Source organism: Bradyrhizobium sp. RD5-C2 (genome assembly GCF_019972155.1).
Lineage (GTDB): Bacteria > Pseudomonadota > Alphaproteobacteria > Rhizobiales > Xanthobacteraceae > Bradyrhizobium.
On the sequence record NZ_BOVL01000024.1, the window covers coordinates 143,679 to 168,994 of the forward strand.

Sequence of the window (25,316 nt, forward strand, 5' to 3'; positions counted from 1 at the left end):
GCCAGCCGGCCGGCCTGTTGATAACGGGCAGGACAACGAAACAGGCGACCGCGGTGTGCTATCGGCATAGCGGCAGCCCAAGCAAATCCCGCGTAACCCCCACGGAATTGATCCCATGCGCCTCACCCTTGTCGGTTCCCGCCATTTCGGCGTGACGACCTTGAACATGCTGCGCGAGCACCACGTCACGCTGGTCAGGGTGGTCGTCCATGACGGCGAGGACCGGCTGGCGACAGCGGCCAGGGCGGCCGGCATCGAGGTCGTGGTCCAGGCCGATCCCAAGCTGGTGACGGCCGCCGAGATCGCGCCGGGCACCGACCTGATCGTGACCGCCCACAGCCACGCCCGGGTCAGCAAGGAAGCCCTTGCCGTGGCCAAGCTTGGCGGCATCGGGTACCACCCGTCGCTGCTGCCGCGTCACCGCGGCATCGCAGCGGTGGAATGGACCATCAAGGAAGGCGATCCGATCGCCGGCGGCAGCATCTATCACCTCGCCGACCGCATGGACGCCGGCGCGATCGCCGCGCAGGACTGGGTGTTCGTCAAGAAGGGCGAAACGGCACGCGAATTGTGGGAGCGCGCCCTGGCGCCGCTCGGGCTACGTCTGCTCGGCGAGGTCATCGACTACGGCAAGGTCAACGGCTCGCTGCCGGCCAAGCCCCAGGATGAGCAGTTTGCGACCAAGGCGCCTAACCTCAGCCCCGACAAGCACTAATCCGCAACTACGGTATCAAAATACCAGTAAATTCGAAAGAGTGAGCCAGATTCTCCGTTCCTGATCCGGAACCGAATTCACCATGATGTGTTTGAGTTCACAGGAACATCCGACGCTCCCGCGACGCAGCAAATTTTGAACACATTGTGACAGGATAAGCCGCGTCATCACACGAAATTACAGGGATTTGATTCATGCGTTCGATCCGCATTCGCGACCTGATTTTGGTCACTTCGGTCGCTTCGGCTGCCGCCCTCACCGCTGCTCCCGCCTCCGCCCAGCAGCCCTATGACGGCCTTTGGAGCGTCACTGTCGTCACCAAGACCGGCAGCTGCGAGCCGTCGTCCAGTTCGACGGTGAATGTCATCGACGGAAAGATCTCGGCGCAGGGCGCGGCGATCTCCGGCACCGTCGGCAGCGGGGGACTTGTGCGAGTCTCGATCAATGGTGCATATGCGAACGGACAACTCAGTGGCAACTCCGGATCGGGGAAGTGGAATGGGGCATCAGCTGGCGTACCGTGCAGCGGCCGATGGGAAGCGTCCCGTCAGTAAGATCACCAGCGTATCGAATTTCTTCGCCATCGCGCGGCGGCCAGCATTTGCAGCCGCCGCGTTTTTCGTCACCGCATTGGCAAGCACCGCAGGCCATGCCCAGTCCAGCCCGTTTGCCGGCATGGCGGGCACCTGGTCCGGCGCCGGCTCGGTCACCCTCGACGACGGTTCCAGCGAGCGTATCCGCTGCCGTGCGACCTACCACGTCGGTGGGCCCAGGATGACCATGAGCCTTACCTGCGCCAGCGACGCCTACAAGTTCAATCTGGCGGCCGACGTGGAGGCCGAGGGTAGCGCGGTCACTGGCTCCTGGAGCGAGTCCAGCCGCAATGTCAGCGGCGATCTGCGTGGTCGCGGCGGCGGCGGCAACTTCCAGGTCGTCGCCAGCGCGCCAGGCTTCAACGCCGACATCTCGATGCGCACCGCCGGCAACAAGCAGTCCGTCACGATCCGGGCCGACAGCCAGTTCCGCGGCGCCAACATCACGCTGACGAAGTAACCGGCCTTCAGACAACAACGCCCCCGGGACCCAAATCTCGGGGGCGTTTTTCATTCGCCATGCGCTCGCTACGCAGTGCGTGGTTTGCCAAGATTCTCGGCGGTCTGCTGGATGGTGCGGGCGATCAACAGCGCCTGATCCTTGGTGACCGCAAAGTCGTGCACGCCTTTGTCCGTCGTCATGGAGATCACCATGATGTCCGGTTGTTGCTCCGGCCAACCAGTCGCGAACCCCGTGAGGAGCTCAGGCGCCTTTCGCATGTTGCTCTTGTTCATCGCTGAAAGTCCTATGCTGCGGGAATGAATGCCGTGACCTCGATTTCGACCTTGGCGCGCTGATCGACCAGCCCGTCGATGTAAAGCAGCGTGGACGGCGGGAAATTGCGCCCGAGCGTCTCCTTCCACGCCGCACCGATACCGGCGCCCGCGGCCTCGTATTCGCTGCGGCTGGTCAGGTACCAGGTCAGGCGGACGATGTGCTCGGGACCGGCGCCGGCTTCGTTCAACAGCTTGATGATGCGCTTCAGCGCCATGCCGACCTGGGCAGCCATCTCGGGCGCGTACTCGCCCTTCTCGTCGCCACCCGTCTGCCCTGCCAGCACGATCCATTTGCCGGGCGCGTCGAACGCGACACCGTGCGAGAAGCCGCGGGGTTTCGACCACTCGGCCGGTTGCAAGACACGCATGAGCAGATCCTCCTGATGTGATTAGTCCCGCCCTGCTTAGCAGAGATCACGCGGTTGGCGCACCACGCATCGGCAGAATTGCGCGTTGCAAATTCATAGCGGCTCGCCGATACCGGGATCCCTCCTCATCTCGTTCCCGTCATGGATCGCACGCCCTCAAAGACCCGCGCAGCACTGTGGATGTCCGGTTGGCTCGCGCTGATGCTGATCGTGGCGGTGGCAGGCCGCGAGGCGACGCGCGAGGTCAACGTCTTCCAGCTGATGGCCGTGCGCGGCGTGCTCGGCTTCGTGATGCTGTATCCGTTGATCCACATCAATGGCGGCTTTTCGATCGTGAAGACGGCACGCGTGCACGTCCACATCGCGCGCAACCTAATCCATTTCTGCGCGCAGCTTGGCTGGTTCTATGCACTGACACTGATCCCGATCGGCCAAGTGGTCGCGATCGAGTTCACGATGCCGATCTGGACCGCGATCCTCGCGGCGGGCTTCCTCGGCGAACGCATGACATCCTGGAAGATCGTCGCAATCGTGCTTGGTCTGGTCGGCGTCATCGTGATCGTGCGGCCGGCGACCGGTGCGATCAATCCGGGCCAGCTGATCGCGCTCGGCGCGGCCATGGGCTTCGGAGTCTCGATCGTCGTGGTCAAATCGCTGACGCGAACCGAGCAGGCGCTGACGATCATCTTCTGGATGCTGGTGGTGCAGTCGCTCGCCAGCATCGGGCCTGCGCTCTATGTCTGGACCTGGCCGCCGCTATCCACCTGGGGCTGGCTTGCGGTAATCGCATTCTGCGGCACCTTCTCGCATTACTGCATGGCGCGCGCCCTGCTCCATGCCGATGCGACCGTCGTGATCCCGATGGATTTCGTCCGGGTGCCGCTCACCGCGATCGTCGGGTGGCTGATTTATGCCGAGCAGCTCGACGCCTACACGGTGCTTGGCGCCGCCATGATTCTGGCCGGCAACCTCCTGAACCTGAAGCCCGGGGCAAAGCTGCCGGCGCGTGCAAGATGACCGCCGCGCAGTGCTACACCGCTGCCGCTCGACCACAAAGCCCGGGGATCATCCCGGGCTTCGTTGCTTCGAAAGTACGTTACTTCCCGGCGGCCTTGCGCAGCGCCGCGTTGATGCGGTCCTGCCAGCCAGGGCCGCCCTCCTGGAAATATGCCAGCACGTCCTGATCGATCCGCAGCGTGACCTGCTCCCGGACGCCGGGGACCGGGACGGCCGCAGTCTTTGGCAGTGCATCCGCGACCTTGGTGGTGGCCCGTTTGAACGCCGCCTCGGCTTCGCTACGGGCATCGTTCAGGGTTCGCGGTCGTCTCGGCTGGTCGGCCATGTCCTAGATTCCTTCAAACAGCACCGTCGAGAGATAGCGCTCCGAGAATGACGGCACAATCGCCAGGATGGTCTTGCCCGCAGCCTCCGGCCGCTTGCCGATCTGCAAGGCGGCCGCGATCGCCGCCCCTGACGAGATGCCGCCGGGAATTCCTTCGTTGCGCGCCAGCGCGCGCGCGGTCTCGATCGCGGTGGCGCTGTTGACCTTGACGATCTCGTCGATCACCGAGCGGTCGAGGATGTCAGGGATGAAGCCCGCGCCGATGCCCTGAATCTTGTGCGGCGTATGCTGGCCGCCCGACAGCACCGGGCTCTCCTCCGGCTCCACCGCGACAACGCGCAATGACGGCTTGCGCGGCTTCAGCACCTGCCCGACGCCGGTGATGGTGCCGCCGGTGCCGACACCGGCGACGAAATAATCGATATTGCCGCCGGTGTCGTTCCAGATCTCCTCCGCCGTGGTGCGGCGATGGATTTCGGGATTGGCGAGGTTCTTGAACTGCTGCGGCATGACGGCGTTGGGGGTCGTGCGCACGAGTTCTTCCGCGGTCGCGATCGAGCCCTTCATGCCCTGCGCCGCCGGCGTCAGCACGATCTCGGCGCCGAGGAAGGCGAGCATCCGCCGCCGTTCGATCGACATCGATTCCGGCATCACGAGCTTCAGCCGATAGCCGCGCGACGCCGCGACATAGGCAAGCGCAATGCCGGTATTGCCCGAGGTCGGTTCGATCAGCACGGTGTCGGCGTTGATGATGCCGGCCTTCTCCATCGCCACGATCATCGCCGCGCCGATGCGATCCTTCACGCTGGCCGCCGGGTTGAAGTATTCCAGCTTGGCGAGGATCGCCGCGTTGACGCCACTGGCCTGCGGCAGTCTGCGCAGCCGCACGATCGGCGTCGAGCCGATCGCATCAACGATGGAGTCAAAGACGCGGCCGCGTCCGGGTTGCACTGCACTCGTTGTCGACGGCGCGTCCATCAAACGGCTCCTGTTGCGGGATATGCTGGAAATATGCGGTCTTCTCTCATTAGAAGCAGCGCATCATGACGCGCAAGTGAGAAACCGCCGAGGTGCAGATTCGTTGCATTGCAAAAACTAGAACCTGCGCAAATAACGTAAAACCTACGCATTTGTGTTGCGACAAGGTCAAACAAGTGCGTCTATATACTTTCGTCAGGTGTAGCTCAGAACGTAAAGGGAGACGCGCATGCCGGCACTTGCTGAAGTTCTGTCGACCGTAGCGTCCAGGCCCGATCCGCGCGGCAGCGATTTGCCGACCTGTCCTGTGTGTGCTGACTCCATGGTAGCGGCGGAAGCGTCCGCGTACCTGTTCGACAATTTGATCAGCTATCTCTGGACCTGCGACAATTGCGGTTACGGATTCGTGACCAAGCACACGGTGAAACCGATCGTGTGCAACTGATCACTTAAGCTCACCTCGGAGCGATGTCACCGCGCGCCCAACCGGCGCGCGTTTTCGTTTTGAAATCCTCGAAAGTGCCGTTTGCCACCGCATCGCGGATGCCCTGCATCAGCTCCTGGTAATAGGCGACGTTGATTTCGGACAGCAGCATTGCCCCAAGTGTCTCGCCGGCACGCACCAGATGGTGCAGATAGGCGCGCGAAGTGTTGCACGCGGCGGGCCACGAACTCTCCTCATCGAGCGGACGCGGATCGTCGATGTGCCGCGCGTTGCGCAGGTTGATCTGCCCGAACCGGGTGAATGCCATGCCGTGGCGCCCATTCCGTGTCGGCATCACACAGTCGAACATGTCGACGCCGCGCGCCACCGCCTCCAGAATGTCCTCGGGCGTTCCGACGCCCATCAGATAGCGCGGCCGATCAGACGGCAGCGCCGGCACGGTCTCCTCGATCATCGACAGCATCACCGCCTGCGGCTCGCCGACCGCCAGCCCGCCGATCGCGTAGCCGTGAAAGCCAATGTCGGTCAGCCCGCGCGCGCTGGCGTGACGGAGATCAGGGATGTCGCCGCCCTGGACGATGCCGAACAGCATGTAGCCGTCCGGCGCGCTCGCGAAGGCACGCTTGGAGCGTTCGGCCCAGCGCAGCGACAACTGCATCGCCCGCTCGATGTCGGCGCGCTCGACCGGCAACCGCACGCACTCGTCCATCTGCATCGCGATATCTGAGCCGAGCAGCCGCTGCACCTCGATCGAGCGCTCCGGCGACAGTTCGACCTTGGCGCCGTCGATATGCGAGCGGAAGGTCACGGCCTTCTCGGTCACCTTGCGCAGCTCGGAGAGCGACATCACCTGGAAGCCGCCGGAATCCGTCAGCATCGGGCCGCCCCAGCCGGTAAAGCGCTGCAGGCCTCCAAGCCCTGCGATCCGCTCGGCGCCCGGCCGCAGCATCAGGTGATAGGTATTGCCGAGCACGATATCCGCGCCGGCATCGCGCACCTCGCGCCAATGCATGCCCTTCATCGCCCCGGCGGTACCGACCGGCATGAATGCGGGCGTTCGGACGACGCCATGGGGCGTGGTCAGGCGCCCGGTGCGGGCGGCGCCGTCAGTTGCCAGCAACTCGAAATGATTGGGAAGAGTCATGCGGCTGCTTATTGCGTGTCGCCGATGCCCGATCAACCCGTCGGGTAACGGTCTTCGCGCGACTTCGTGAACGCCAACGGCCGGACCGATGCTTGCCCCGGAACGGTCCTTTCGCTAAACAAAACGAAACCGTATCGTTTTATGTCGAGAATAAGGCAGCGGATCCTCCCGCCCGTGAATGCAATCCGCGCGAAAACCTGACTGGCCGAGATGTTCCCATCCTCCAGCGCCCGGCCTGACGGCGTCCGCCATCGGATGACACCCGCTCATGCAATCCGGCAAGCGGTGCTGCTGTGCGGGCTCGCCTTCGCACTGGCGGCCTGCAGCTCGCTGCCGCGCATGCCTTACACGGCTGCCGACGCCGCCAATTCGCGGGTGCTCGATCTCGACGGGCTGCGCCGTTACGCCGACGAGCCGGCGTCCAAATTCCAGCTCGAGAAGAACACCGTTGCCCCGATCAAGACTTATCTCGCCCTCTCCGGCGGCGGCGCCGACGGCGCCTATGGCGTCGGCGTTCTCAACGGCTGGACCGCGGCCGGCAACCGCCCGAGCTTTTCGGTCGTTTCCGGTGTCAGCACCGGCGGACTGATCGCGCCCTTTGCATTCCTCGGCCCGCGCTATGACGACACGCTGAGGGAGGTCTACACGTCCGGCATCGCCGAAAGCCTGCTGCAGGACCCGAGCCTGATGCGGGTGCTGTTCGGCTCCGGCCTGTTCGGCAACAAGCGGCTGCGCGAGCTGGTGGCGCGTTACGTCGGCCAGGACATCCTGAGCGAGGTGGCGCGCGAAAACGCAAAGGGCCGAAAGCTCCTGATCGTCACCACCGATCTCGACACCCAGCGCACGGTGATCTGGGACATGGGACGGATCGCCGCCGTCGGAACGCCCGAGGCGCTGCAGCTGTTTCGCGACGTGATGGCGGCCTCCGCCAGCATCCCGCTGGTGTTTCCGCCGATCATGATCGACGCCGAGGGCCAGGGCCGCCGGTTCCAGGAGATGCATGTCGACGGCGGCGTGACCGCGCCGGTCCTGACGCTGCCGGACGCGTTGATGTTCCGCGAGCGTGCCTGGCCCGCCAATGGCCACATGAACATCTACATCCTCGTCAACAAGAAGCTCGAGGGCAATTTCGAGCTGGTGTCGAACTCGACGATCGACGTCGCCTCGCGCAGCATTTCCGCGATCACCCAGGCGCAGACGCGTTCGCTCATTCTCTCGACCTATGATTTCGCCCGCCGCAACCGGCTCGGCTTCCATCTGTCCTACATCGAGCGCGACTATCCGGCGCCGGAAACCCAGGGCTTCGACACCGCCTATATGCGCGCGCTCTACCAGCACGGCTACGAGAAGGCCGCCGCGGGGCAGGCCTGGACCGCGACGCCGCCCTAAAGCGGGCCAGCTCCCGGTACCGCCGAATGGACGAATCCGCATCGCGCGGGTTATAGACCGGACAGACCCGTCCGAACGCACAACGAGATGAATGGGCAATGGGATTGACGGCAACCAAGGCCAAGGCGGCCAAGCGCGGCGTGATCAAGTCACGCGGCGGCCGGCCGACCCGGGATGCTGCGATCGAGCGCGACCAGCGGCTGATCGAGGTCGCCACGCGCCTGTTCCTCGAGCGCGGCTTCGATGCGACATCGATCGACGCCGTGGCCGAGGCCGCCCGCGTCAGCAAGCCGACCGTCTACGGACAGTACGGCGACAAACGCGGCCTGTTCACCGCAGTGCTCCGGCGCGAGATCGCCCGCTGGCTTGCCCCGCTCGCCGCCGCGGCGGCCGAAGCGCAGGCCGGCGGCAGCTGCGATGGTTCGGTCGAGGAACGGCTGATCGAGCTCGGGCGCCAGCTGCTGGTGCTGAACTGCAGCGCCGACTCGATCGCCTTCAGCCGGATCCTGACCGCGCAGGCGATCAATTTCCCCGAGGTCGCCAAGCTTGCCGTCGACGAAGGCTGGTCGAAAGCGGTGTCGACCACGGCGGATTTCTTCGACCATCTGGTCGACAACGGCGCCCTCGACCTCGAGGACACGACGATCGCGGCCGAGACCTTCCTCAACATGGTGGTGGGCCACACCCACCGGATGGCGACATTCGGGATTGTAATCGACATGAAGGCCGCCGTGACACGGATGGAAGTCTCGATCCGGCTGTTCCTTGCCGGTGCCGTGGGACCGCGGGACCGGCTGCGCGACGCCGCCAAGGCACGTCGCCGGCCGACCCGCTGACCGCTTTTAGAGGATCGTTTCGTCGTCTTACACGTTGCCGTGATGAACCTTGAATAAACAGAACGAAACCGTATTGTTTAGTTGCAAAGAGACGCCGAACCCAGATCGCCCCCCAAAGGGTTCTGCGTCGCCTTGTAACTTCGACCGTCACGACGGAGCTGCCGCCATCGCTCCGCCTGAACGTTCGGCGGCCGACCTCTGACTAACAAGGGTCGGCCGCATCTTTCTCGACCCGCCCCGTCGCGCTGCGAACGCGGGTCATGCGCGTGCACATATTCGATACAGGTTCGACGATGAGGACAGGACGATTGCACGCACTGAGGCATTTGGCATTGGGAACACGGCTGCTTGCAACCGCGCTGCTGGCCCTGCCCTTCGCGTCGCCGGCCTATGCGATCTCGAGCTCGGCTGCCGCCGCGCTCTCCCCGCAGGACAGTGACAGCGGGCTCGACGTGCATGCGGTTCGCCGCGAGCTCGACAGCTTCCAGTCCGCCCAGATCTCGCTGCGCAAGGCGATGGCAATTGCGGAAGCGCTGCACTCAGGCTCGATCACCGCCGACATCAGCTTCGACGGCGCATCGGAACCCGCGGTCTACCGGGTCAAGACCATGCAGCAGAACCGGATCTGGCAGCATGCGATCGACGCCTCGACCGGCCAAGTGATCGGCGGCGAGCCGCCTTCGCCGCTGGCCTCCCTCGGCGCTGAAGACCGCGACAACCTTGTCGTGCTCAGGGCGCTCCGGCATCGCCTCGCCGATGCGGTGCGTGTCGCCGAGCATACGACCTCGGGCAAGGCGATCAGCGGCGGCTTGATGCGCGAACGCGGCAAGCTCAATTTCGTCATCGTGGTGCTGACGGGCAGCGATCTGAAAGAGGTGATCCTCGAACCGCCCGGCGCGCGCAAGCGCTGAGAGCGGCGCAGGCGATACCCGGTTCTCCCTTGCCAAGTTTTCGCCCAAAAGCCGTTGACGGACGCCGATCTCTGCCGCATAAGTCCGCATCATGATCACCGCGACCAAACGCACGACCAAAACCACCAAGCCCTCTGGGGCCTCGGGAGGCGTGCGCGCGTAGTCGGTCGTACAGCATCATCTCTACCCGAAGCCCCGCCTGATGAAGGTCCGGGGCTTTTTTGTTGCCTGCGTCATGCTCAAATTCGAATGGAGGACAAAGTGAGTAACGATCCCGTCGTCGCGATTGTCGGCGTCACCGGCGCAGTCGGCGCCGAATTCATCGCCACCATGGACAAGCGCGGCTTCCGCGTCGGCAAGCTGAAGGCGCTGGCGAGCGCCCGCTCGGCCGGCAAGACCGTCAGCTTCCGCGGCAAGCCGGTCGTGATCGAGGAGCTGACCGAGCGCGCCTTCGAGGGCGTCAACATCGCGCTGTTCTCGGCCGGCAGCGGCATCTCGAAGAAGTTCGCGCCGGTTGCCGTGAAGTCGGGCGCCGTCGTGGTCGACAATTCGTCGGCCTTCCGGATGGATCCGAACGTGCCGCTGGTGATCCCCGAGATCAACGCCAACCGCATCCGCGACCACAAGGGCATCATTGCCAACCCGAATTGCGCCGCCATCACCGCGCTGGTGCCGCTGTGGCCGATCCATCAGAAGAACCGCATCAAGCGCGTGATCATCTCGACCTACCAGGCCGCGAGCGGCGCGGGAGCAGCCGCGATGGAGGAGCTCGTCGAATCCACCCGCGCCAATCTCAACGGACAGGTCTACACCCCGAAGGTGATGCCGCACCCCTACGCCTTCAACCTGTTCAACCACAACACGGCGATCGATCCGGAGACCGGCTACAACGACGAAGAGACCAAGGTCATCAAGGAGACCCACAAGATCTTCGAGGACGACAAGATCGCCGTCGGCGTCACCTGCGTGCGGGTGCCGGTGCTGCGCGCGCATTGTGAGGCGATCACCTTCGAGTGCGAGAAGCCGATCACCGAGGACCAGGTGCGCGCGATCATGGCGCAGGCGCCGGGCGTCAAGATCGTCGACGATCGCGCGAAGAACTACTTCCCGATGCCGATCGACGCCTCCGGCCAGGACGACGTGCTGGTCGGCCGCATCCGCAAGGATCTCAGCGATCCCAGCGGGCACTCGATCTCGATGTTCGTCGCGGCCGATCAGCTGCTCAAGGGCGCTGCATTGAACGCGGTGCAGATCGCTGAGTTATTGCCCGAACGCGCAATGGCGTGATGTGATGAACTGCGCAGGGTGGGCAAAGCGTAGCCCACCCCGCGATCCGCCGCATCGTTCGGCGACAGACAGAGCAGGACGTATCATGCCAAGCACTCGGATCACGACCGGCATTTGGGCCCGCGGCATCGAGACCGAGGTGATTGAAGCCGTCCAGGACGCCCTGCTCGCGGCGCTGAAAATCCCTGACTACGACCGCTATGTCGTGCTCGACCTCTATGACGACGCCGCCCGGATCGTGCCCACCGGCCGATCGGAGCGCTACACACGGATCGAGATCTTGCTGTTTTCCGGACGATCGCTGGCGGCCAAGAGAGCGCTCTACAGCGCCGTGGTGGCAAACCTCGCCGCCCTCGGGGTGCCCGCCAATGAGATCAAGACCGTTCTGATCGAGGTTCCATCCGACAATTGGGGTTTACGCGGAGGTTTGCCCGCGTCCGAAATTGACCTCGGGTTCAAGGTTGACGTCTGACGGGCATGCCCGGTGAAACTCGCTCAAGTCACACCATCGGGCGAGCTGCCGTAACCCACTTCGATGCGTTGCCGATGGACCCCTTCTCGATATGCATTCCTCATCCGAACAGTTCGAGATCAGAGATCTTCACACTCATTCTGAGCGCGACGACCTCCTGCACCTGAACAACGCCAGCGCGCGGGAGACTTCGCTGCTGACGGCGCAGCGTTTCGCGCAATTGATCGATACCGCATCGATCGCGCTGTTCGTGCCGCCTTCCGCCGCACTGCTGTTGGCGTTTGCGCATTGCGACGAGTACGACGGCACGCATTTCGGCTGGTTTCGCCGCCGGATGGACCGGTTCATCTACGTCGATCGCATCGTCGTTGGGGCAGCGTGGCGGCGGTACGGACTGGCGCGCATGCTCTACCGCGAGGTGTTCCAGCAGACTGCACAGCGCGACCTCGGCCGCGTCGTCTGCGAGGTCAACGTCGAACCGCCGAACCCGACGTCGGACGCATTCCACAGTTCGCTCGGCTTCGAGGAAGTCGGCCGGGCCACGATCGACGGCGGCGCGAAGACGGTGCGCTATCTCTGCGCGAAGCTTGAGCCTCGCGCGTGACCTTCAGTCGCCTGCGCGGAACAGCAGGCAGGCATCGCCGTACGAATAGAACCGGTAGCCGTCCTTGATCGCGTGCGCGTAAGCGGGCTGCATCGTCTCGAGGCCGGAGAATGCTGAGACCAGCATGAACAGCGTCGAGCGCGGCAAATGGAAGTTCGTCAGCAGGATATCGACCGCGCGGAAGCGATAGCCCGGCGTGATGAAGATCGAGGTTTCCGCCGCGAACGGCTGGATGGTGCCGTCAGCATTTGCGGCACTCTCCAGCAGCCGCAGCGACGTGGTGCCGATAGCGACGATCCGGCCACCCTTTGCGCGTGCTGCATTCAGGGCAGACGCGGTCTCGGCGCTGATGCAGCCCCATTCGGCATGCATCTTGTGTTCGGAAGTCTCATCTGCCTTGACCGGCAGGAATGTCCCTGCCCCGACATGCAGCGTCAGGCGATGCAGCGCGACCCCGCGGCTCTTCAGCGTGGCTTCCAGCGCCGGCGTGAAATGCAGCCCCGCCGTCGGCGCGGCAACTGCGCCTTCATTGGTGGCGAACATGGTCTGGTAGTCGCTGACGTCCTGGTCGTCAGGCGTGCGCTTGGAGGCGATGTAGGGCGGCAGCGGCGTGGCGCCGACATCGGCGATGGCCTGGTCGAGCACCGGACCATGGAACGAGAATGACAGCGTCACCTCGCCCTCCTGCCCCTTGGCCTCGACCTCTGCATCGAGATTGCCGAGCAGGCAGACCTTGCCCTCATTGCCGAAGCGGATGGTGTCGCCGGGCGCAAGCTTCTTCGCCGGCTTCACCAGCGCCTGCCAGCGCGAGCCGTCGAGCCGTTTGATCAAGGTCGCCTCGATCTTCGGCTCGGTCTCGCGCCCGATGCGGCGGCCCCTGAGCTGGGCCGCGATCACCTTGGTGTCGTTGACGACGATCTGATCACCCGCCTCCAGCCAATGCGGCAGGTCGGCAATCGTGGCGTCGCGCAGCACGCCGTCCGGATGCACCACCAGCATCCGCGCGGAATCGCGCGGGCTCGCGGGGCGAAGCGCGATGCTCTCGGGCGGCAGTTCGAAATCGAAGAGATCGGTGCGCATGGCGGTGACTATTACTTCAGCGCCGTCATTCCGGGGCGCGCGAAGCGTGAACCCGGAATCTCGAGATTCCGGGTTCGATGCTGCGCATCGCCCCGGAATGACAGCGAATAGCTCAAGCCGCGTCGGCGGCCATGCGCGCCTTGACGATCTTGTCCGGATCCTTCACCGGCTCGCCGCGCTTGATCTTGTCGACGTTCTCCATGCCCTCGGTGACCTTGCCCCAGACCGTGTACTGGCCGTTGAGGAAGGAGGCGTCGTCGAAGCAGATGAAGAACTGGCTGTCGCCGGAATCCGGACTGGCGGCGCGCGCCATCGAGGTGGTGCCGCGGACATGCGGCTCCTTGTTGAACTCGGCCTTCAGCTTCTTGCCGGAACCGCCCATGCCGGTGCCCTGCGGGCAGCCGGTCTGCGCCATGAAGCCGTCGATCACGCGATGGAACACGATGCCGTCGTAGAAGCCTTCGCGCACCAACTCCTTGATCCGCGCGACGTGACCGGGCGCAAGATCCGGGCGCATCTCGATCGTGACCGGGCCCTGGGTGGTTTCGAGGATCAGAGTATTTTCGGTAGCAGCCATGCTCGCTTCTCCTGGCTTCGGGGTGGATATTTCTTATTCCGGAACGGGATCGCGAATGGACGGCCCGCAACCGCGCCGCCCAGGCTCTCGGTAAATGGCATCGGCGTGCAGCGTTGCAACGCCTCCATCACCGCGACCCGGTACGCGATCCGGTCGTTGTCGGTCGCTTCCTGCGATTCATAGCTGATCCTGGGATGCCCGAGGATCGCGCCCTCACGGTTGAAGCTGACAATGACGGTAATGTCGATCGGAGCGGCCTTGTCCGCCGCCGGCGGCCGCCAGCAGCGATGGATCGCCAGAACAACGTCCCGGATCGTATTGAGTTGCTCCGGCTCGGCCGCCGCCGATCCGGTCAGCGCGAGCCACAGCACCAGCGGCGCGGCGAACCAGGCAAGTGGCTTGCTGCGCGCCGCCATCGCCGATCACTTGATGTCGGATGCGACCTGCACCTTCACCATCTTGTCGGGATCGGTGACGGCGCCGCCGGGAGAGCCCGCGGGAGCCTTCTTCAGCTTGTCGACCACGTCCATGCCCGACACCACCTCGCCGACCACGGTGTACTGGCCGTTGAGGCTCGATCCGTCGGCGAACATGATGAAGAACTGCGAATTGGCGCTGTCGACACTGTCGCCGCGCCGGGCCATGCCGACGATGCCGCGCTTGAACGGGACCTGCGAGAATTCCTGCTTCAGGTTCGGATATTTCGAGCCGCCGGTGCCGTTGAAGTTCTGGCCGTCGCCGGTCTGCGCCATGAAGCCATCCATCACGCGATGGAACGGAACGTTGTTGTAGAAGCCCTCGCGCGCCAGCTGCTTGATGCGCTCGGCATGCTGGGGCGCGATGTCGGTGCGCAGCTTGATGACGATGCGGCCCTTGGTGGTGTCGATCACGATCGCATTGGCCTTGTCGAGATTGGCAGGCAGTGGCTGCGCGACCGCAGGCACGACGCAGAGCAGCGCGGCAACGAATGCAAGAATGCGGATCATGGAAACTCCGGACCTCTGGGCGTTCTGGATGTGGCAGGCCGCCGGCATCAGCCGGCGAACTTGGCCTTCAGGCTAGCGGCGACTGATGACGGCACGAATGCAGAGAAGTCGCCGCCCATCTGGGCGATTTGGCGCACCAGTGTGGCGGTGATCGGGCGGACCGCGACCGACGCCGGAACGAACACAGTATGCACCTCGGGCGCCATCGCCTCGTTCATACCGGCCAACTGCATCTCGTAGTCGAGATCGGTGCCGTCGCGCAGGCCGCGAATCATGATGGTCGCGCCGAGCTTGCGCGCCGCCGTCACGGTCAGATTGTCATAGGTGGTGCAATCGAAGGCGCAGCCCGCCTGTTGGGCAATCGGGCCGCACACCTCGCGCAGCATGTCCAGCCGTTCCTCGGTCGAGAACAGCGGCTTTTTGCCGGCATGGATGGCGACGGCGACGACCAGGCGGTCGCACAGGCCGACGGCTTGCCGGACCACGTCCAGATGGCCGTTGGTGACGGGATCGAAGGAGCCGGGATAGAGCGCGATACGGGACATCGTCCCTCCTAACCCGCCCGGCTCGTCCCGGCAAGCCGCCCGGGTTCCACCCGTCGCGCGAAATAAATACCTGCTCGCCCAGTGAACGAGTCCTGGGATGCCAGCGTCTACGTGGTGAATGTTTCGTCGGCCGTTGGCGGACGAAACAAAACCGGCCGGCGATGAAACCATTTTCCACCCTGGCGAAGACACCAGGAAACCTGCGGCCGGTAGAGATTGGACAACGAAACGACGGGCCCGGGGGGTCCGATCATATGGGGACCGTCATGATCAAGGCACTTTCCGCTATCGCCGTTGCCGCGTTCATTGCCGCCGCGCTCACCGTTCTGCCGGGCTTTGCGCCTCAGGTCGCAGCCTCCACCCCGCAGCCGCTGGCCAAGAGCGACCGTCTCGACGTCCACTCGGTCGGCAAGGAGTGCTCGCAGCAGGCGTGGCCGAATTTCGAAGCCTCCTGCCTGCGCAGTGCCGGCAACAAGACGGTGGTTCGCGAAGCCCGCCTCGTCACCGCCGATCGGACCCCGTAGTCACTTCTGACCCGTAAAGGCGTCACTTCCGTCCGTCACACAAAACCCAATGGTAATTTGCGACGTCCCGTCGCAGACTATCGTCTAAGGCGCCCGACCGGATCACCCGGCGGGCGCAAGCCATCGGGGGATTGCCGTGACCAGTACGCCCGCCATCGTTTCTTCTGGCCATCCTCCAACCAGCCCGATCCCGTTTGCCGTCACGCTCGGTGCCCTGGGTGTTGTCTACGGCGACATCGGTACCAGCCCCCTCTACGCCCTGAAGGAAGCCGCCAAGGCCGCCGCGCATGGTGGGCCACTCAGCCAAGCTGCCGTGCTGGGCACGGTGTCGCTGATCCTGTGGGCACTGATCCTGATCATTTCCGTCAAATACGCCATGCTGATCCTGCGCGCGGACAACCGCGGCGAAGGCGGCATCGTCGCGCTGCTGGCGCTGCTCTCCGCACGCAACGCGGCGCCCGGCACCTGGCGCGCCCATCTGCTGGTCGTTGGCCTCATCGGCGCCGCCCTGCTCTATGGCGACGGCGCGATCACGCCGGCCATTTCCGTGCTGTCGGCGATCGAAGGCCTCAAGGTCGATGCGCCGTCGCTGACGCCGGCCGTGGTACCGCTCACCGTCGTGATCCTGATCGGCCTGTTCTTCATGCAGAAGCAGGGCACGGGCTTCATCGGCAAGATCTTCGGCCCGGTGATGCTGTTCTGGTTCGCCGTGCTCGCAGCGCTCGGCATTCACGGCATCGTCAAGGCGCCCGGCGTGCTGGTCGCGCTGAGCCCGTTCTATGCGTTCGATTTCCTGATCCATCAGGATTTTCACGTCAGCTTTGCCATCCTCGGCGCCGCGTTCCTCGCGGTGACCGGCGGTGAGGCCATGTATGCCGACATGGGGCATTTCGGCCGCTTTCCGATCCGGCTCGCCTGGTTCGCGATCTGCCTGCCCGCGCTGGTACTGAACTATTTCGGCCAGGCCGGCGAGCTGATCAACGATCCGAGCTCGATCGATAACCCGTTCTTCCAGCTCGCTCCTGACTGGGCGCATTACCCGCTCGTCCTGCTCGCGACCGTTGCCACCGTGATCGCCTCGCAGGCCATCATCTCCGGTGTGTTCTCGCTGACCCAGCAGTCGATCCAGCTCGGCTTCCTGCCGCGGATGCATATCCGCCACACCACGAGCGATGCGATCGGACAGATCTACGTGCCGCTGGTGAACTGGCTGCTTGCGGCGGGAACGCTCGGCGCCGTGCTCGCCTTCGGCACCTCGGACGCGCTGGCCGGCGCCTACGGCATCGCCGTGTCGCTGTTGATGGCGATCACCACGCTGCTCGCAGCCCTGGTCGCGATCCAGTGGGGCTATTCGCCGATCATCGTGATCGCGGTGAACGGCTTCTTCTTCATCATCGACGCGATCTTCTTTGCGGCGAACACCGAGAAACTGTTCGAGGGCGGCTGGTTCCCGCTGCTGCTGGCGGCCGCGGTGGCGTTCCTGATGCTGACCTGGCGCAGCGGCGTCAAGCTGGTCGAAAAGGCGCGCGGCAAGTTGCGTCAGCCGGAAGAGGATCTGATCGAGACCGCGGTCAACAAATGCAGCGCCCGCCTGCCCGGCACCGCGGTGTTCCTGGCCTCGGCCCCCAATGGCGTGCCGCTCGCGCTGACCCAGTTCGTCAAGCACAATCACGTGCTGCATCAGCGCGTGCTATTGGTCACCGTGCTGATCGAGGAGCGCCCGCGGATCTCGGACGAGGAACGCGCCAATGTGCTCGAGATCAGCCCCGGCATCACCCGCATCGTCCTGCATTACGGCTTCATGCAGTATCCGACGATCTATGAGGGGCTGAAGACCGCCTGCCTGCAGGCCAAGCTACCCGGCATCGATCTCTCCGACGTGACCTACTATATCGGCCGCGAAACCATCATTCCAAGCGAGGATATCCCGGGCATGTGGGTGTGGCGTGAATCGCTGTTCGCCTTCCTGCAGCGCAACGCCGAGCGTTCCGCGGCCTTCTTTGGCGTGCCGACCGGTCAGGTCGTGGAGTTCGGCACCGAGATCGAGATTTGATCGAGCGGCTTGCGTAGCCCGGATGCAGCGCAGCGCAATCCGGGACAAACAAAACCACATCGCAAGGACCCCGGATTTCGCTGCGCTGCATCCGGGCTACGATAACCGGCAATGTCAGACGATCCGCCTCTTCAGCTGAAGCCGCGGCTGGCGATTTCGATCGACCAGGCGCAGGCGATCATTGATCGTGTTGCGCCACGCAGGCGCGTGGCAGGCATCACTGAGCTGCGCGGCGGCGAGATCAGCACGATCCTCGAGATCGTGCTGGCGGATGCACCGAACCGCATCCTCAAGGTCTACCCCGCCCAGCTGCATTGGAAGATGGCGAAGGAGGTCTATGTCCACGGGCTGTTGCGCGACGCCGATATCCCCGTCCCGCGCATTCTGCTCGCCGACGACACCCGTTCGGTGATCGATCTCAGCTTCGTGCTGATGAGCAAACTCGACGGCGTCGAGCTCAGCCGGCGCGATCCGGAGCTGAGCCATCAGGAGCAGTTTGCGATCTTCGCCGAGATGGGCGCGGCGCTGCGCAGGATCAACGAAATCACGCTCGACAGTTTCGGCTATATCGGCCCAAGCGGGGTCTGGACGCCCCACCCCACCAACCGCGCCTACATGTCCGCGCAGTTCGACCGCAAGCTGACCGAGTTTTGTACCCGCGGCGGCGACAGGGCGCTGGCCGAGCGGCTCCGGACCGGCATCGCCGCCCGTGCGCACCTGCTCGACGCCGCCGACAGGCCCCGCCTCTGCCACTACGATCTCCATGCCGGCAACGTGCTGGTGACGCCGGAAGGAAAGTCGCAACTCTGCTGCATCGTCGATTTCGAGAACGCGACGGCCGGCGATCCCCTGATGGATATCGCCAAGGCGCTGTACTACTTCACCCCGAAGGATGCGGCGCGGCGTGAAGGATTGCTCGCCGGCTATGGCGCGCTCGATCGCCCAGACTGGAAAGCGACGATCGCGCTCTACCGGCTCGCCTCCATGTTAGAGCTGTGGTGCTGGTTCGCGCAGATCGGCAAAGCGGATGCGCTGGCCGGCCTCACCAGAGAGCTCGAGAATTCGACCAGTCAGGCCGTGGCTTATTGACCGAAATCGGACGCGGGCATCGAAGGCCTGGCAAAGGCCGGACGGCCTATTCGCCCGCCGCGAGACGACGCACGCCGGATGCGGTCAGGCCGAGTTCACCGAGCCGTCTGACTGCGTAACCGAGACCGACAAGTCGCTCCCCGTGCAACTGAGGAATCTCCCGTTGCCCTTCACCCTTGCCGACCTCGACCAGGGAGGCGAACTCGTCCGAACTGAGGACTTGGGGATCATCCGTCATGACGCGACCTCGTCGGTCCAGACCTTGAACGAAACCAGCGTGTTTGGCCCAAACGTCTGGGTGATCGGAACGTCGGAGGCATCCCGTCCCTGTGCGATCAAAACCCGTCCAATCCTCGGCACGTTGTTCCGCGGATCGAACATATGCCAGCGGCCGCCGATATAGGCCTCGAACCAGCCGGCGAAATCACCAGCCGCCCAAGGCAGCGGGGTGCCGATGTCGCTGAGATAGCCGGTGCAATAGCGCGCCGGAATGTTCATGCAGCGGCAGAACGCAATAGCCAGATGCGCGTAGTCGCGGCACACGCCCTTGCCTTCGTCGAAGACCTCCCGCGCCGTCTTGGTGGCGCGGGCGTGCTCGTAGCCGAAAGCGATGTGGCGATGGACGAAATCGCAAATGGCCTGGACCCGCGGCCAGCCCGGCGGCGTGCCCTCGAACAACTTCCATGCAATTTCCGAAAGCCGGTCAGTCTCGCAATAGCGGCTGCCCAGCAGATAGACCAGCGTGTCCGCCGGCAAGTCCTCGACCGCGTGCTGACCGGCCGAAGCAAACACCGGATCAGGCTCGCCGCTGTCGCGCACGACGCCATCGGCCGCCAGGCGCATTGGACCGGCCGGCGCAACGATACGGCTGCACCAATTGCCGAATCCATCGCGGTACGGCGTGATCGGCACCGCCGGGCTGGTGGTCAGGTGGTCGGGGACGATGATATCGGATGCGCGCGTGAAATGCGTGCCCAGCACCATGATCATGGGCGTTGGCTGCGGGAACTCGTAGTGCATTTCGAATCCGACGCGAAGCTTCATTCGAAATACGTTCCTCTATGTCCTACCGACATGGCGACGATGCGGTCGAATACAAGGTACGATCTGCCTGATCGGACAAATACCCGTATCGCGCGAGAAAGTGCTGGCTATTTGCTGCAATCGCGCGCAGGAACGACGACGCTTGCCGACTGGCGCGGCTTTCCAGCGCGAGGCGAACCCGACGAAGTTCCAGTCGGATGGTCGAAAGCCTCCTCCGTGCGTTCGAGAAAGATTCGAACGCACTCACCGAAAGAGCTTCATGCAAAATCTCTCGCCTCGTCACGTCAAGACTGAAGAGTCCGTGCGCCTCGGCGTGACGTCCGGTTGGTATTCCACAAAGGTCAGCGGGACATTCGTGACCGGCCCGCATGACACCGAAGCCGATTGCCTGCGCAAGATCGCCGAGATCAATCCTCCACCGCCGAGGAAGAAGAAATAGCTCCGGCGCGACCGGATTGGGCGCATCGGCAAATGCCAACTCAGACGCATGTCGGCAAGATGGCCAAACAAACCCGCGTTCGTCTTCTCGAGGTTGTCGTGAGTGCGCAGAAAGAGCCCACTCGCTGGAAATGGCATGTCTCCGAAGGCGGTTTGGAGCTCGTGCACGGCTACGCGACGTCACGCGAAACAGCGCAACGGGACGGCGATAGCGTTCTGTTCACAATGCTATCCGCGCCCCAGACGCCCTGAGCGGGGCGCCCTTCGACGAACAGAGACGCACGTTCGCGAAGCCCGGCGAAACGACGTATGGGCGCAGCCCTGCGCGCCCAAGCAATCAGGCATCAGTCAACCTGGCGTGGCGCCCCGACCTTGAGCCGCCTGCAACGAACCACGTTCGGGAACGGCCCTACTCGCCGTTCCCATTCGCGCCGTTCTCTTCCTCCGGAATGTGCTCGACCGAGACGACATGCTCGTCCTCGGCGGTGTCGAACACGATCACGCCCTGGGTCGAGCGGCCGGCGACGCGGATGTCGGCCACCGGGCAGCGGATCAGCTGGCCCTTGTCGGTGACCAGCATGATCTGGTCGGCGTCCTCGACCGGGAACGACGCCACCAGATTGCCGTTGCGGTTGTTGACGCTCATCGCGACGATGCCTTTGCCGCCGCGGCCGGTGGTGCGGTACTCGTAAGACGAGGTCCGCTTGCCGAAGCCGTTGACGGAGACGGTCAGCACCACCTGCTCGGCCGCCGACAGCTCGGCATAGCGCTCCTGCGACAGCTGGATCGCATCGTTCGCAGGCTCCTCGCCCTCTGCCTCGACCGGTTCTTCGGTCGTGGCCTCGCCGGCCACCGCGCGGCGCATCTTCAGGTAGGCCGAGCGCTCGTCCGAAGTGGTCTCGACATGGCGTAGGATCGACAGCGAAATCAGCTTGTCCGCCTCGGCCAGCGCAATGCCGCGCACGCCCATCGAGGTGCGGCCGGTGAAGACGCGCACATCGGTGACCGGGAAGCGGATGCATTGCCCGCCGGCGGCGGTCAGCAGCACGTCGTCGCGCTCGGTGCAGATCTGCACGTCGACGATCGCCTCGCCCTCGCCGAGCTTCATGGCGATGATGCCGGAGCGGCGGACGTCGACGAAATCGGACAGCTTGTTGCGGCGAACAGTGCCGCTGGTGGTCGCGAACATCACGTCGAGATTGCCCCAGGAGGATTCATCCTCCGGCAGCGGCATGATCGTGGTGATGCGCTCGCCCTGCTCCAGCGGCAGGATGTTGATCAGCGCCTTGCCGCGCGCGTTTGGCGCCGCCATCGGCAGCCGCCAGACCTTCTCCTTGTAGACTTGGCCGCGTGACGAGAAGAACAGCACCGGCGTGTGGGTCGAGGCCACGAACAGGCGCGCGACGAAATCCTCGTCGCGGGTCTGCATGCCGGCGCGGCCCTTGCCGCCGCGGCGCTGCGCCCGGTAGGTCGACAGCGGCACGCGCTTGACGTAGCCCGCATGCGACACGGTGACGACCATGTCCTCGCGCTGGATCAGGTCCTCGTCCTCGACCTCGCCTTCATGCTCGATGATCACGGTCTTGCGCGGGGTGGCGAACTGCTGCTTCACCTCGGCGAGCTCGGTCTTGACGATGCCCTGCACGCGCGCGCGCGAGCGCAGGATGTCGAGATAGTCGGCGATCTCGGCCGCGAGCTTGTCGAGCTCCTCGGATATTTCGTCCCGCCCCAGTGCGGTCAGGCGCTGCAGCCGGAGATCGAGGATGGCCCTGGCCTGCTCCATCGACAGCCGGAGCGTGCCGTCATCGTTGATGCGATGCCGGGGATCGTCGATCAGCGTGATCATCGCCTCGACGTCGCGTGCCGGCCAGTCGCGCGACATCAGGGCCTCGCGCGCGGTGTTCGGATCGGGCGAGGTTCGAATGACACGGATCATCTCATCGATGTTGGCGACCGCGATCGCGAGGCCGACCAAGATGTGGGCGCGATCGCGGGCCTTGCCGAGCAGGAACTTGGTCCGCCGGGTGACCACCTGTTCGCGGAACGCGACGAAGATGGTGAGCAGGTCCTTCAGATTCATCGTCTGCGGACGGCCGGAATCCAGCGCCAGGATGTTGGCCGGGAAATTCGTCTGCAGCGGCGTGAACCGGTAGAGCTGGTTCAGCACCACGTCGGGCACCGCTTCGCGCTTCAGCTCGATGACGACGCGATAGCCGTCGCGGTCGGACTCGTCGCGCAGGTCGCCGATGCCCTCGATCTTCTTCTCTTTGACGAGATCGGCGATGCGCTCGACCATCGTCGCCTTGTTCACCTGATAGGGAATCTCGGTGATGATGATCGCTTCGCGATCTTTCCTGATGGTGTCGATCGCCACCTTGCCGCGCATCACGATCGAGCCGCGGCCCAGATGGTAGGCCGAGCGGATGCCCTGGCGGCCCAGGATGATGCCGCCGGTCGGGAAGTCCGGTCCGGGAATGATGTCGATCAACTCGTCGATCGTGAGCGCCGGATTGTCGATCAGCGCCACGCAGGCGTCGACGACCTCGCCGAGGTTGTGCGGCGGGATGTTGGTCGCCATGCCGACGGCGATGCCGCCGGCGCCATTGACCAGGAGGTTCGGGAACCGGGCCGGCAGAACCGCCGGCTCTTTCTCCGAGTTGTCGTAGTTCGGCTGGAAATCGACGGTGTCCATGTCGATGTCGGCGAGGACGGCAAGCGCCGCCTTCGTCAGCCGAGCCTCGGTATATCGGTAGGCCGCCGGCGGATCGCCGTCGACTGAGCCGAAATTGCCTTGGCCGTCGATCAGCGGCACCCGCAGCGAGAAGTCCTGCGCCATGCGGACCATCGCGTCGTAAATCGACTGGTCGCCATGCGGGTGATACTTACCGATCACGTCGCCGACGACGCGCGCGGACTTAACGTATTTCTTGTCCGGGGTGTGTCCCTGCTCATGCATCGAATAGAGGATGCGCCGGTGCACCGGCTTGAGCCCATCGCGCGCATCGGGCAACGCACGCGACACGATCACGCTCATCGCGTAATCGAGGTAGGACTTCTTCATCTCGTCGAGAATGGAAACGGGACGAATATCTGAGGGCACCGGCGGCTCGCCGGGCTTGTCGTCTTCGGGTTCGGACAAAGGGGAAATCCGGTCAGTTCTGCTGGAGAATCATATAGACCATCGAGGGCCTGATAACCACCCTTGCACGGCTCCGGCAAGCCGTTTTTCCCTTCGTTTTTTCATGCACTTACCAGCCGCATTGCAGGTTTGCGACGCGCCTGCTTAGCCCGGCGGTTGCAAGGTCGCGAAGACCTGGTGGAACCGGCCTTCGCAACGCCCCGATCATCCGATTATTGGCCGAAAATCACCGCGTGCATGATCCGCCCGGGCACGAAAGTGAATATCCCGGCAATGACCAGCGCGCCGAAGAAAATGCCCATCATCGTGAACTTGTGGCGGCGGACATTGTGGCTCCGCGCGGCCGTCACGCCGAGCACCAGCATACCCAGCGAGAAGATCGACAGCAGATGGATCGGGCTCCACGGGCCCACCAGCTTGATCTGATGGATCCAGAACGAGCTCCCGGCGACCACCAGCATCAGGATCACCCAGATCCAGCCCAGCGTCCGGTGCGGCAGCGTGCCCTTCGGTGCGGCGAACTGGATGGAGCCGAGCACGAAGGCGGCCATCGCGGCGAAGGCATGGAGCGGGATCGCAGGCGCAGCGTCGAGCAATGGCGCGAGGCTCATGATGGCAGCCCTCGAGTGAAGCTCGCGGCCAGACGTCGCTCGCCGCAGGCCAATGTAAATATCATTCACATTGGTCTGTGTCAAAGTCCGGGGAACTCGCGCTGGTCGCCCTCGGTTAGACAAGGTCATGCAGGCGTTTAGAGAGTTATCCTCATAATCCACACGAGGAAACTTCCGCGACAAATCTCAGCGCCGCTCCGGGATAATGATCGTCACGGAACGGCGTCTGACGGAATCTCGGAAAGCCTGACCTGCGATCAGAACGGGATGTCGTCGTCCATGTCGCTGTTGCGGCTGCCGCCGCCGGCGGCGACCGCACGGCGCGGCGCCGAGCTGACCGGACCGGACGAGCCGAAATCGCTGCCGCCGCCATCATCGGCGAAGCTGCCGCCTCCACCGCCCCGCCCGTCGAGCATGGTGAGGTTGGAGTTGAAGCCCTGCAGCACGACCTCGGTCGAGTACTTCTCGACGCCGCTCTGGTCGGTCCATTTGCGGGTCTGCAATTGACCCTCGATGTACACCTTGGCGCCCTTCTTCAGATACTGCTCGGCGACCTTGCAGAGGCCCTCGTTGAAGATCACGACGCGGTGCCACTCGGTCTTTTCCTTGCGCTCGCCGGTGCCCTTGTCGCGCCAGGTTTCCGAGGTGGCGATGGAAAGATTTGCGATCGGTCGGCCGTCCTGCGTCCGCCGGATTTCCGGATCCTTGCCGAGGTTTCCAACCAGGATCACCTTGTTCACGCTTCCCGCCATCGCATCATCTCCGCTCAAGAACCGGGCACCGGACATCGGCCGCCACTCTCAACCATCGCCACTTACTCGCAGGCGTCGCGAATGACCTATACGGCCGGTACCGGCTCGATGCCCTCGCCGTCGCGCGGTTATCCACGATATTCAGGATATAGCATCGCAGCCGACAATGTTCCAGTTTTGTTCGCCACAACCAGCCGTAGAAGCAGCCGGTGGTGATGGAGTGGCCGCCGATTTCGGCCCGACCACCAGCGGGCTCTGACGCCCTACACAAATGTAAGTTAAATCAATGCCTTGCCTTGTCGATACTTCTTCTGCGAGTGTTGCATTTGGGAGACGGCGCTTCAGGTTGAATCAGCGTATAGCTACCACCCATCAGACGGGCGCTCGCGTCTGAAGTCGCGCTTCGGGACCGTTGGAAGCCGATTGGGAAGCTGGGGGTTTGATTATGAAGAAGTTTTTGCTCGCTACGGTTGGCCTGATTGCGTTCGCTGCGCCTGCCGCGGCTGCCGATCTCGCTGCGCGCCCCTACACCAAGGCGCCGCCGATGATCGCCGCCGTCTATGACTGGAGCGGCTTCTACATCGGCGCCAACGGCGGCTGGGGGTCGGGGCCCAAAT

30 protein-coding genes are annotated in these 25,316 nt (G+C 64.1%); 15 read left to right on the top strand and 15 right to left on the bottom strand.

The features are described from left to right. Positions 1-115: 115 nt before the first annotated feature. The 3 genes from BraRD5C2_RS31545 to BraRD5C2_RS31555 all read left to right on the top strand — a co-directional run bounded on the left by BraRD5C2_RS31545 (position 116) and on the right by BraRD5C2_RS31555 (position 1,768). On the top strand, positions 116-715 hold the full coding sequence (locus tag BraRD5C2_RS31545; RefSeq protein WP_223975165.1) for a formyltransferase family protein: 600 nt from the start codon (positions 116-118) through the stop codon (positions 713-715). Positions 716-909: 194 nt separating this feature from the next. Then, entirely contained in the window at positions 910-1,269 is a 360-nt protein-coding gene (locus BraRD5C2_RS31550; RefSeq protein ID WP_223975167.1) for a hypothetical protein, read from the top strand. After that, entirely contained in the window at positions 1,214-1,768 is a 555-nt protein-coding gene (locus tag BraRD5C2_RS31555; RefSeq protein ID WP_223975169.1) for a hypothetical protein, read from the top strand. The genes BraRD5C2_RS31550 and BraRD5C2_RS31555 overlap by 56 nt, the downstream gene beginning before the upstream one ends. 68 nt (positions 1,769-1,836) lie before the next feature. On the opposite strand, the gene BraRD5C2_RS31560 is transcribed toward BraRD5C2_RS31555, so the two are convergent. Together BraRD5C2_RS31560 and BraRD5C2_RS31565 are read right to left on the bottom strand one after the other, a co-directional pair. Continuing rightward, the gene (locus tag BraRD5C2_RS31560; RefSeq protein WP_223975171.1) at positions 1,837-2,043 is read right to left on the bottom strand and encodes a hypothetical protein; all 207 of its coding nucleotides are present in this window, start codon (positions 2,041-2,043) and stop codon (positions 1,837-1,839) included. A gap of 11 nt (positions 2,044-2,054) precedes the next feature. Next, on the bottom strand, positions 2,055-2,453 hold the full coding sequence (locus BraRD5C2_RS31565; protein ID WP_223975173.1) for a RidA family protein: 399 nt from the start codon (positions 2,451-2,453) through the stop codon (positions 2,055-2,057). A gap of 141 nt (positions 2,454-2,594) precedes the next feature. On the opposite strand from BraRD5C2_RS31565, the gene BraRD5C2_RS31570 reads away from it, so the two are divergent. Next, positions 2,595-3,470, top strand: a complete 876-nt coding sequence (locus BraRD5C2_RS31570; RefSeq protein WP_223975175.1) for a DMT family transporter — start codon at positions 2,595-2,597, stop codon at positions 3,468-3,470. A 79-nt stretch (positions 3,471-3,549) separates the two neighbouring features. Here the strand turns inward: BraRD5C2_RS31570 and BraRD5C2_RS31575 are convergent, their stop codons facing one another. After that, positions 3,550-3,795 (bottom strand): BrnA antitoxin family protein, encoded by a 246-nt coding sequence (locus BraRD5C2_RS31575; protein ID WP_092114100.1) that lies wholly within the window; start codon positions 3,793-3,795, stop codon positions 3,550-3,552. 3 nt (positions 3,796-3,798) lie between these two features. Further along, positions 3,799-4,773 (bottom strand): cysteine synthase A, encoded by a 975-nt coding sequence (gene cysK / locus BraRD5C2_RS31580; protein ID WP_223975177.1) that lies wholly within the window; start codon positions 4,771-4,773, stop codon positions 3,799-3,801. A gap of 229 nt (positions 4,774-5,002) precedes the next feature. Between cysK and BraRD5C2_RS31585 the strand changes: the two genes are divergently transcribed. Beyond that, positions 5,003-5,218, top strand: coding sequence for a hypothetical protein (locus tag BraRD5C2_RS31585; protein ID WP_223975179.1), 216 nt, complete (start codon positions 5,003-5,005; stop codon positions 5,216-5,218). A 10-nt stretch (positions 5,219-5,228) separates the two neighbouring features. On the opposite strand, the gene tgt is transcribed toward BraRD5C2_RS31585, so the two are convergent. After that, positions 5,229-6,362 (bottom strand): tRNA guanosine(34) transglycosylase Tgt, encoded by a 1,134-nt coding sequence (gene tgt / locus BraRD5C2_RS31590; RefSeq protein ID WP_223975181.1) that lies wholly within the window; start codon positions 6,360-6,362, stop codon positions 5,229-5,231. Positions 6,363-6,617: 255 nt separating this feature from the next. On the opposite strand from tgt, the gene BraRD5C2_RS31595 reads away from it, so the two are divergent. From BraRD5C2_RS31595 to BraRD5C2_RS31620, 6 genes are all read left to right on the top strand, one after another. Then, positions 6,618-7,751, top strand: a complete 1,134-nt coding sequence (locus BraRD5C2_RS31595; protein ID WP_223975183.1) for a patatin-like phospholipase family protein — start codon at positions 6,618-6,620, stop codon at positions 7,749-7,751. A 98-nt stretch (positions 7,752-7,849) separates the two neighbouring features. Then, positions 7,850-8,587, top strand: coding sequence for a TetR/AcrR family transcriptional regulator (locus BraRD5C2_RS31600; RefSeq protein ID WP_223975185.1), 738 nt, complete (start codon positions 7,850-7,852; stop codon positions 8,585-8,587). A gap of 308 nt (positions 8,588-8,895) precedes the next feature. Beyond that, positions 8,896-9,498, top strand: coding sequence for a PepSY domain-containing protein (locus BraRD5C2_RS31605; RefSeq protein WP_223975187.1), 603 nt, complete (start codon positions 8,896-8,898; stop codon positions 9,496-9,498). Between the two features lie 249 nt (positions 9,499-9,747). Continuing rightward, positions 9,748-10,785 carry an aspartate-semialdehyde dehydrogenase gene (locus BraRD5C2_RS31610; protein WP_223975189.1) on the top strand — a complete coding sequence of 346 codons (1,038 nt, stop codon included), beginning with the start codon at positions 9,748-9,750 and terminating at the stop codon, positions 10,783-10,785. Positions 10,786-10,924: 139 nt separating this feature from the next. Beyond that, entirely contained in the window at positions 10,925-11,257 is a 333-nt protein-coding gene (locus tag BraRD5C2_RS31615; protein ID WP_223975191.1) for a tautomerase family protein, read from the top strand. Between the two features lie 91 nt (positions 11,258-11,348). Further along, entirely contained in the window at positions 11,349-11,861 is a 513-nt protein-coding gene (locus tag BraRD5C2_RS31620) for a GNAT family N-acetyltransferase (RefSeq protein ID WP_223975193.1), read from the top strand. A 3-nt stretch (positions 11,862-11,864) separates the two neighbouring features. Here BraRD5C2_RS31620 and queA read toward each other — a convergent pair whose 3' ends face one another. The 5 genes from queA to coaD form a co-directional block, all read right to left on the bottom strand. Next, complete coding sequence (gene queA / locus BraRD5C2_RS31625; RefSeq protein ID WP_223975195.1) at positions 11,865-12,941, bottom strand: tRNA preQ1(34) S-adenosylmethionine ribosyltransferase-isomerase QueA; 1,077 nt, start codon at positions 12,939-12,941, stop codon at positions 11,865-11,867. 112 nt (positions 12,942-13,053) lie between these two features. Next, on the bottom strand, positions 13,054-13,518 hold the full coding sequence (locus BraRD5C2_RS31630) for a peptidylprolyl isomerase (protein WP_223975197.1): 465 nt from the start codon (positions 13,516-13,518) through the stop codon (positions 13,054-13,056). Further along, a complete protein-coding gene (locus BraRD5C2_RS31635; protein WP_223975199.1) occupies positions 13,494-13,934 on the bottom strand; it encodes a TonB C-terminal domain-containing protein in 441 nt (146 codons plus the stop codon). The genes BraRD5C2_RS31630 and BraRD5C2_RS31635 overlap by 25 nt, the downstream gene beginning before the upstream one ends. A 6-nt stretch (positions 13,935-13,940) precedes the next feature. Then, the gene (locus BraRD5C2_RS31640) at positions 13,941-14,504 is read right to left on the bottom strand and encodes a peptidylprolyl isomerase (RefSeq protein ID WP_173643492.1); all 564 of its coding nucleotides are present in this window, start codon (positions 14,502-14,504) and stop codon (positions 13,941-13,943) included. Positions 14,505-14,551: 47 nt separating this feature from the next. Then, a complete protein-coding gene (coaD, locus tag BraRD5C2_RS31645; protein WP_092114077.1) occupies positions 14,552-15,049 on the bottom strand; it encodes a pantetheine-phosphate adenylyltransferase in 498 nt (165 codons plus the stop codon). Between the two features lie 266 nt (positions 15,050-15,315). Here coaD and BraRD5C2_RS31650 point away from each other — a divergent pair, with 266 nt between their 5' ends. The 3 genes from BraRD5C2_RS31650 to BraRD5C2_RS31660 all read left to right on the top strand — a co-directional run bounded on the left by BraRD5C2_RS31650 (position 15,316) and on the right by BraRD5C2_RS31660 (position 18,715). Then, entirely contained in the window at positions 15,316-15,573 is a 258-nt protein-coding gene (locus BraRD5C2_RS31650; protein ID WP_223975201.1) for a hypothetical protein, read from the top strand. Positions 15,574-15,727: 154 nt separating this feature from the next. Further along, complete coding sequence (locus BraRD5C2_RS31655) at positions 15,728-17,626, top strand: potassium transporter Kup (protein WP_374708069.1); 1,899 nt, start codon at positions 15,728-15,730, stop codon at positions 17,624-17,626. 111 nt (positions 17,627-17,737) lie between these two features. After that, entirely contained in the window at positions 17,738-18,715 is a 978-nt protein-coding gene (locus BraRD5C2_RS31660) for a phosphotransferase family protein (protein ID WP_223975203.1), read from the top strand. 46 nt (positions 18,716-18,761) lie between these two features. Here BraRD5C2_RS31660 and BraRD5C2_RS31665 read toward each other — a convergent pair whose 3' ends face one another. Then, positions 18,762-18,953 (bottom strand): hypothetical protein, encoded by a 192-nt coding sequence (locus BraRD5C2_RS31665; protein ID WP_223975205.1) that lies wholly within the window; start codon positions 18,951-18,953, stop codon positions 18,762-18,764. Beyond that, positions 18,950-19,759: a transglutaminase-like domain-containing protein gene (locus BraRD5C2_RS31670; RefSeq protein WP_223975206.1), complete on the bottom strand. Its 810-nt coding sequence runs from the start codon at positions 19,757-19,759 to the stop codon at positions 18,950-18,952. The genes BraRD5C2_RS31665 and BraRD5C2_RS31670 overlap by 4 nt, the downstream gene beginning before the upstream one ends. Positions 19,760-20,018: 259 nt before the next feature. On the opposite strand from BraRD5C2_RS31670, the gene BraRD5C2_RS31675 reads away from it, so the two are divergent. Then, positions 20,019-20,198 (top strand): hypothetical protein, encoded by a 180-nt coding sequence (locus BraRD5C2_RS31675; protein WP_092114072.1) that lies wholly within the window; start codon positions 20,019-20,021, stop codon positions 20,196-20,198. A gap of 408 nt (positions 20,199-20,606) precedes the next feature. Here BraRD5C2_RS31675 and gyrA read toward each other — a convergent pair whose 3' ends face one another. From gyrA to BraRD5C2_RS31690, 3 genes are all read right to left on the bottom strand, one after another. Next, positions 20,607-23,336: a DNA gyrase subunit A gene (gyrA, locus tag BraRD5C2_RS31680; protein WP_223975208.1), complete on the bottom strand. Its 2,730-nt coding sequence runs from the start codon at positions 23,334-23,336 to the stop codon at positions 20,607-20,609. A gap of 212 nt (positions 23,337-23,548) precedes the next feature. After that, positions 23,549-23,947, bottom strand: coding sequence for a DUF2306 domain-containing protein (locus BraRD5C2_RS31685; protein ID WP_223975210.1), 399 nt, complete (start codon positions 23,945-23,947; stop codon positions 23,549-23,551). 257 nt (positions 23,948-24,204) lie between these two features. Further along, the gene (locus tag BraRD5C2_RS31690; RefSeq protein ID WP_097672149.1) at positions 24,205-24,699 is read right to left on the bottom strand and encodes a single-stranded DNA-binding protein; all 495 of its coding nucleotides are present in this window, start codon (positions 24,697-24,699) and stop codon (positions 24,205-24,207) included. Positions 24,700-25,316: the final 617 nt, after the last annotated feature.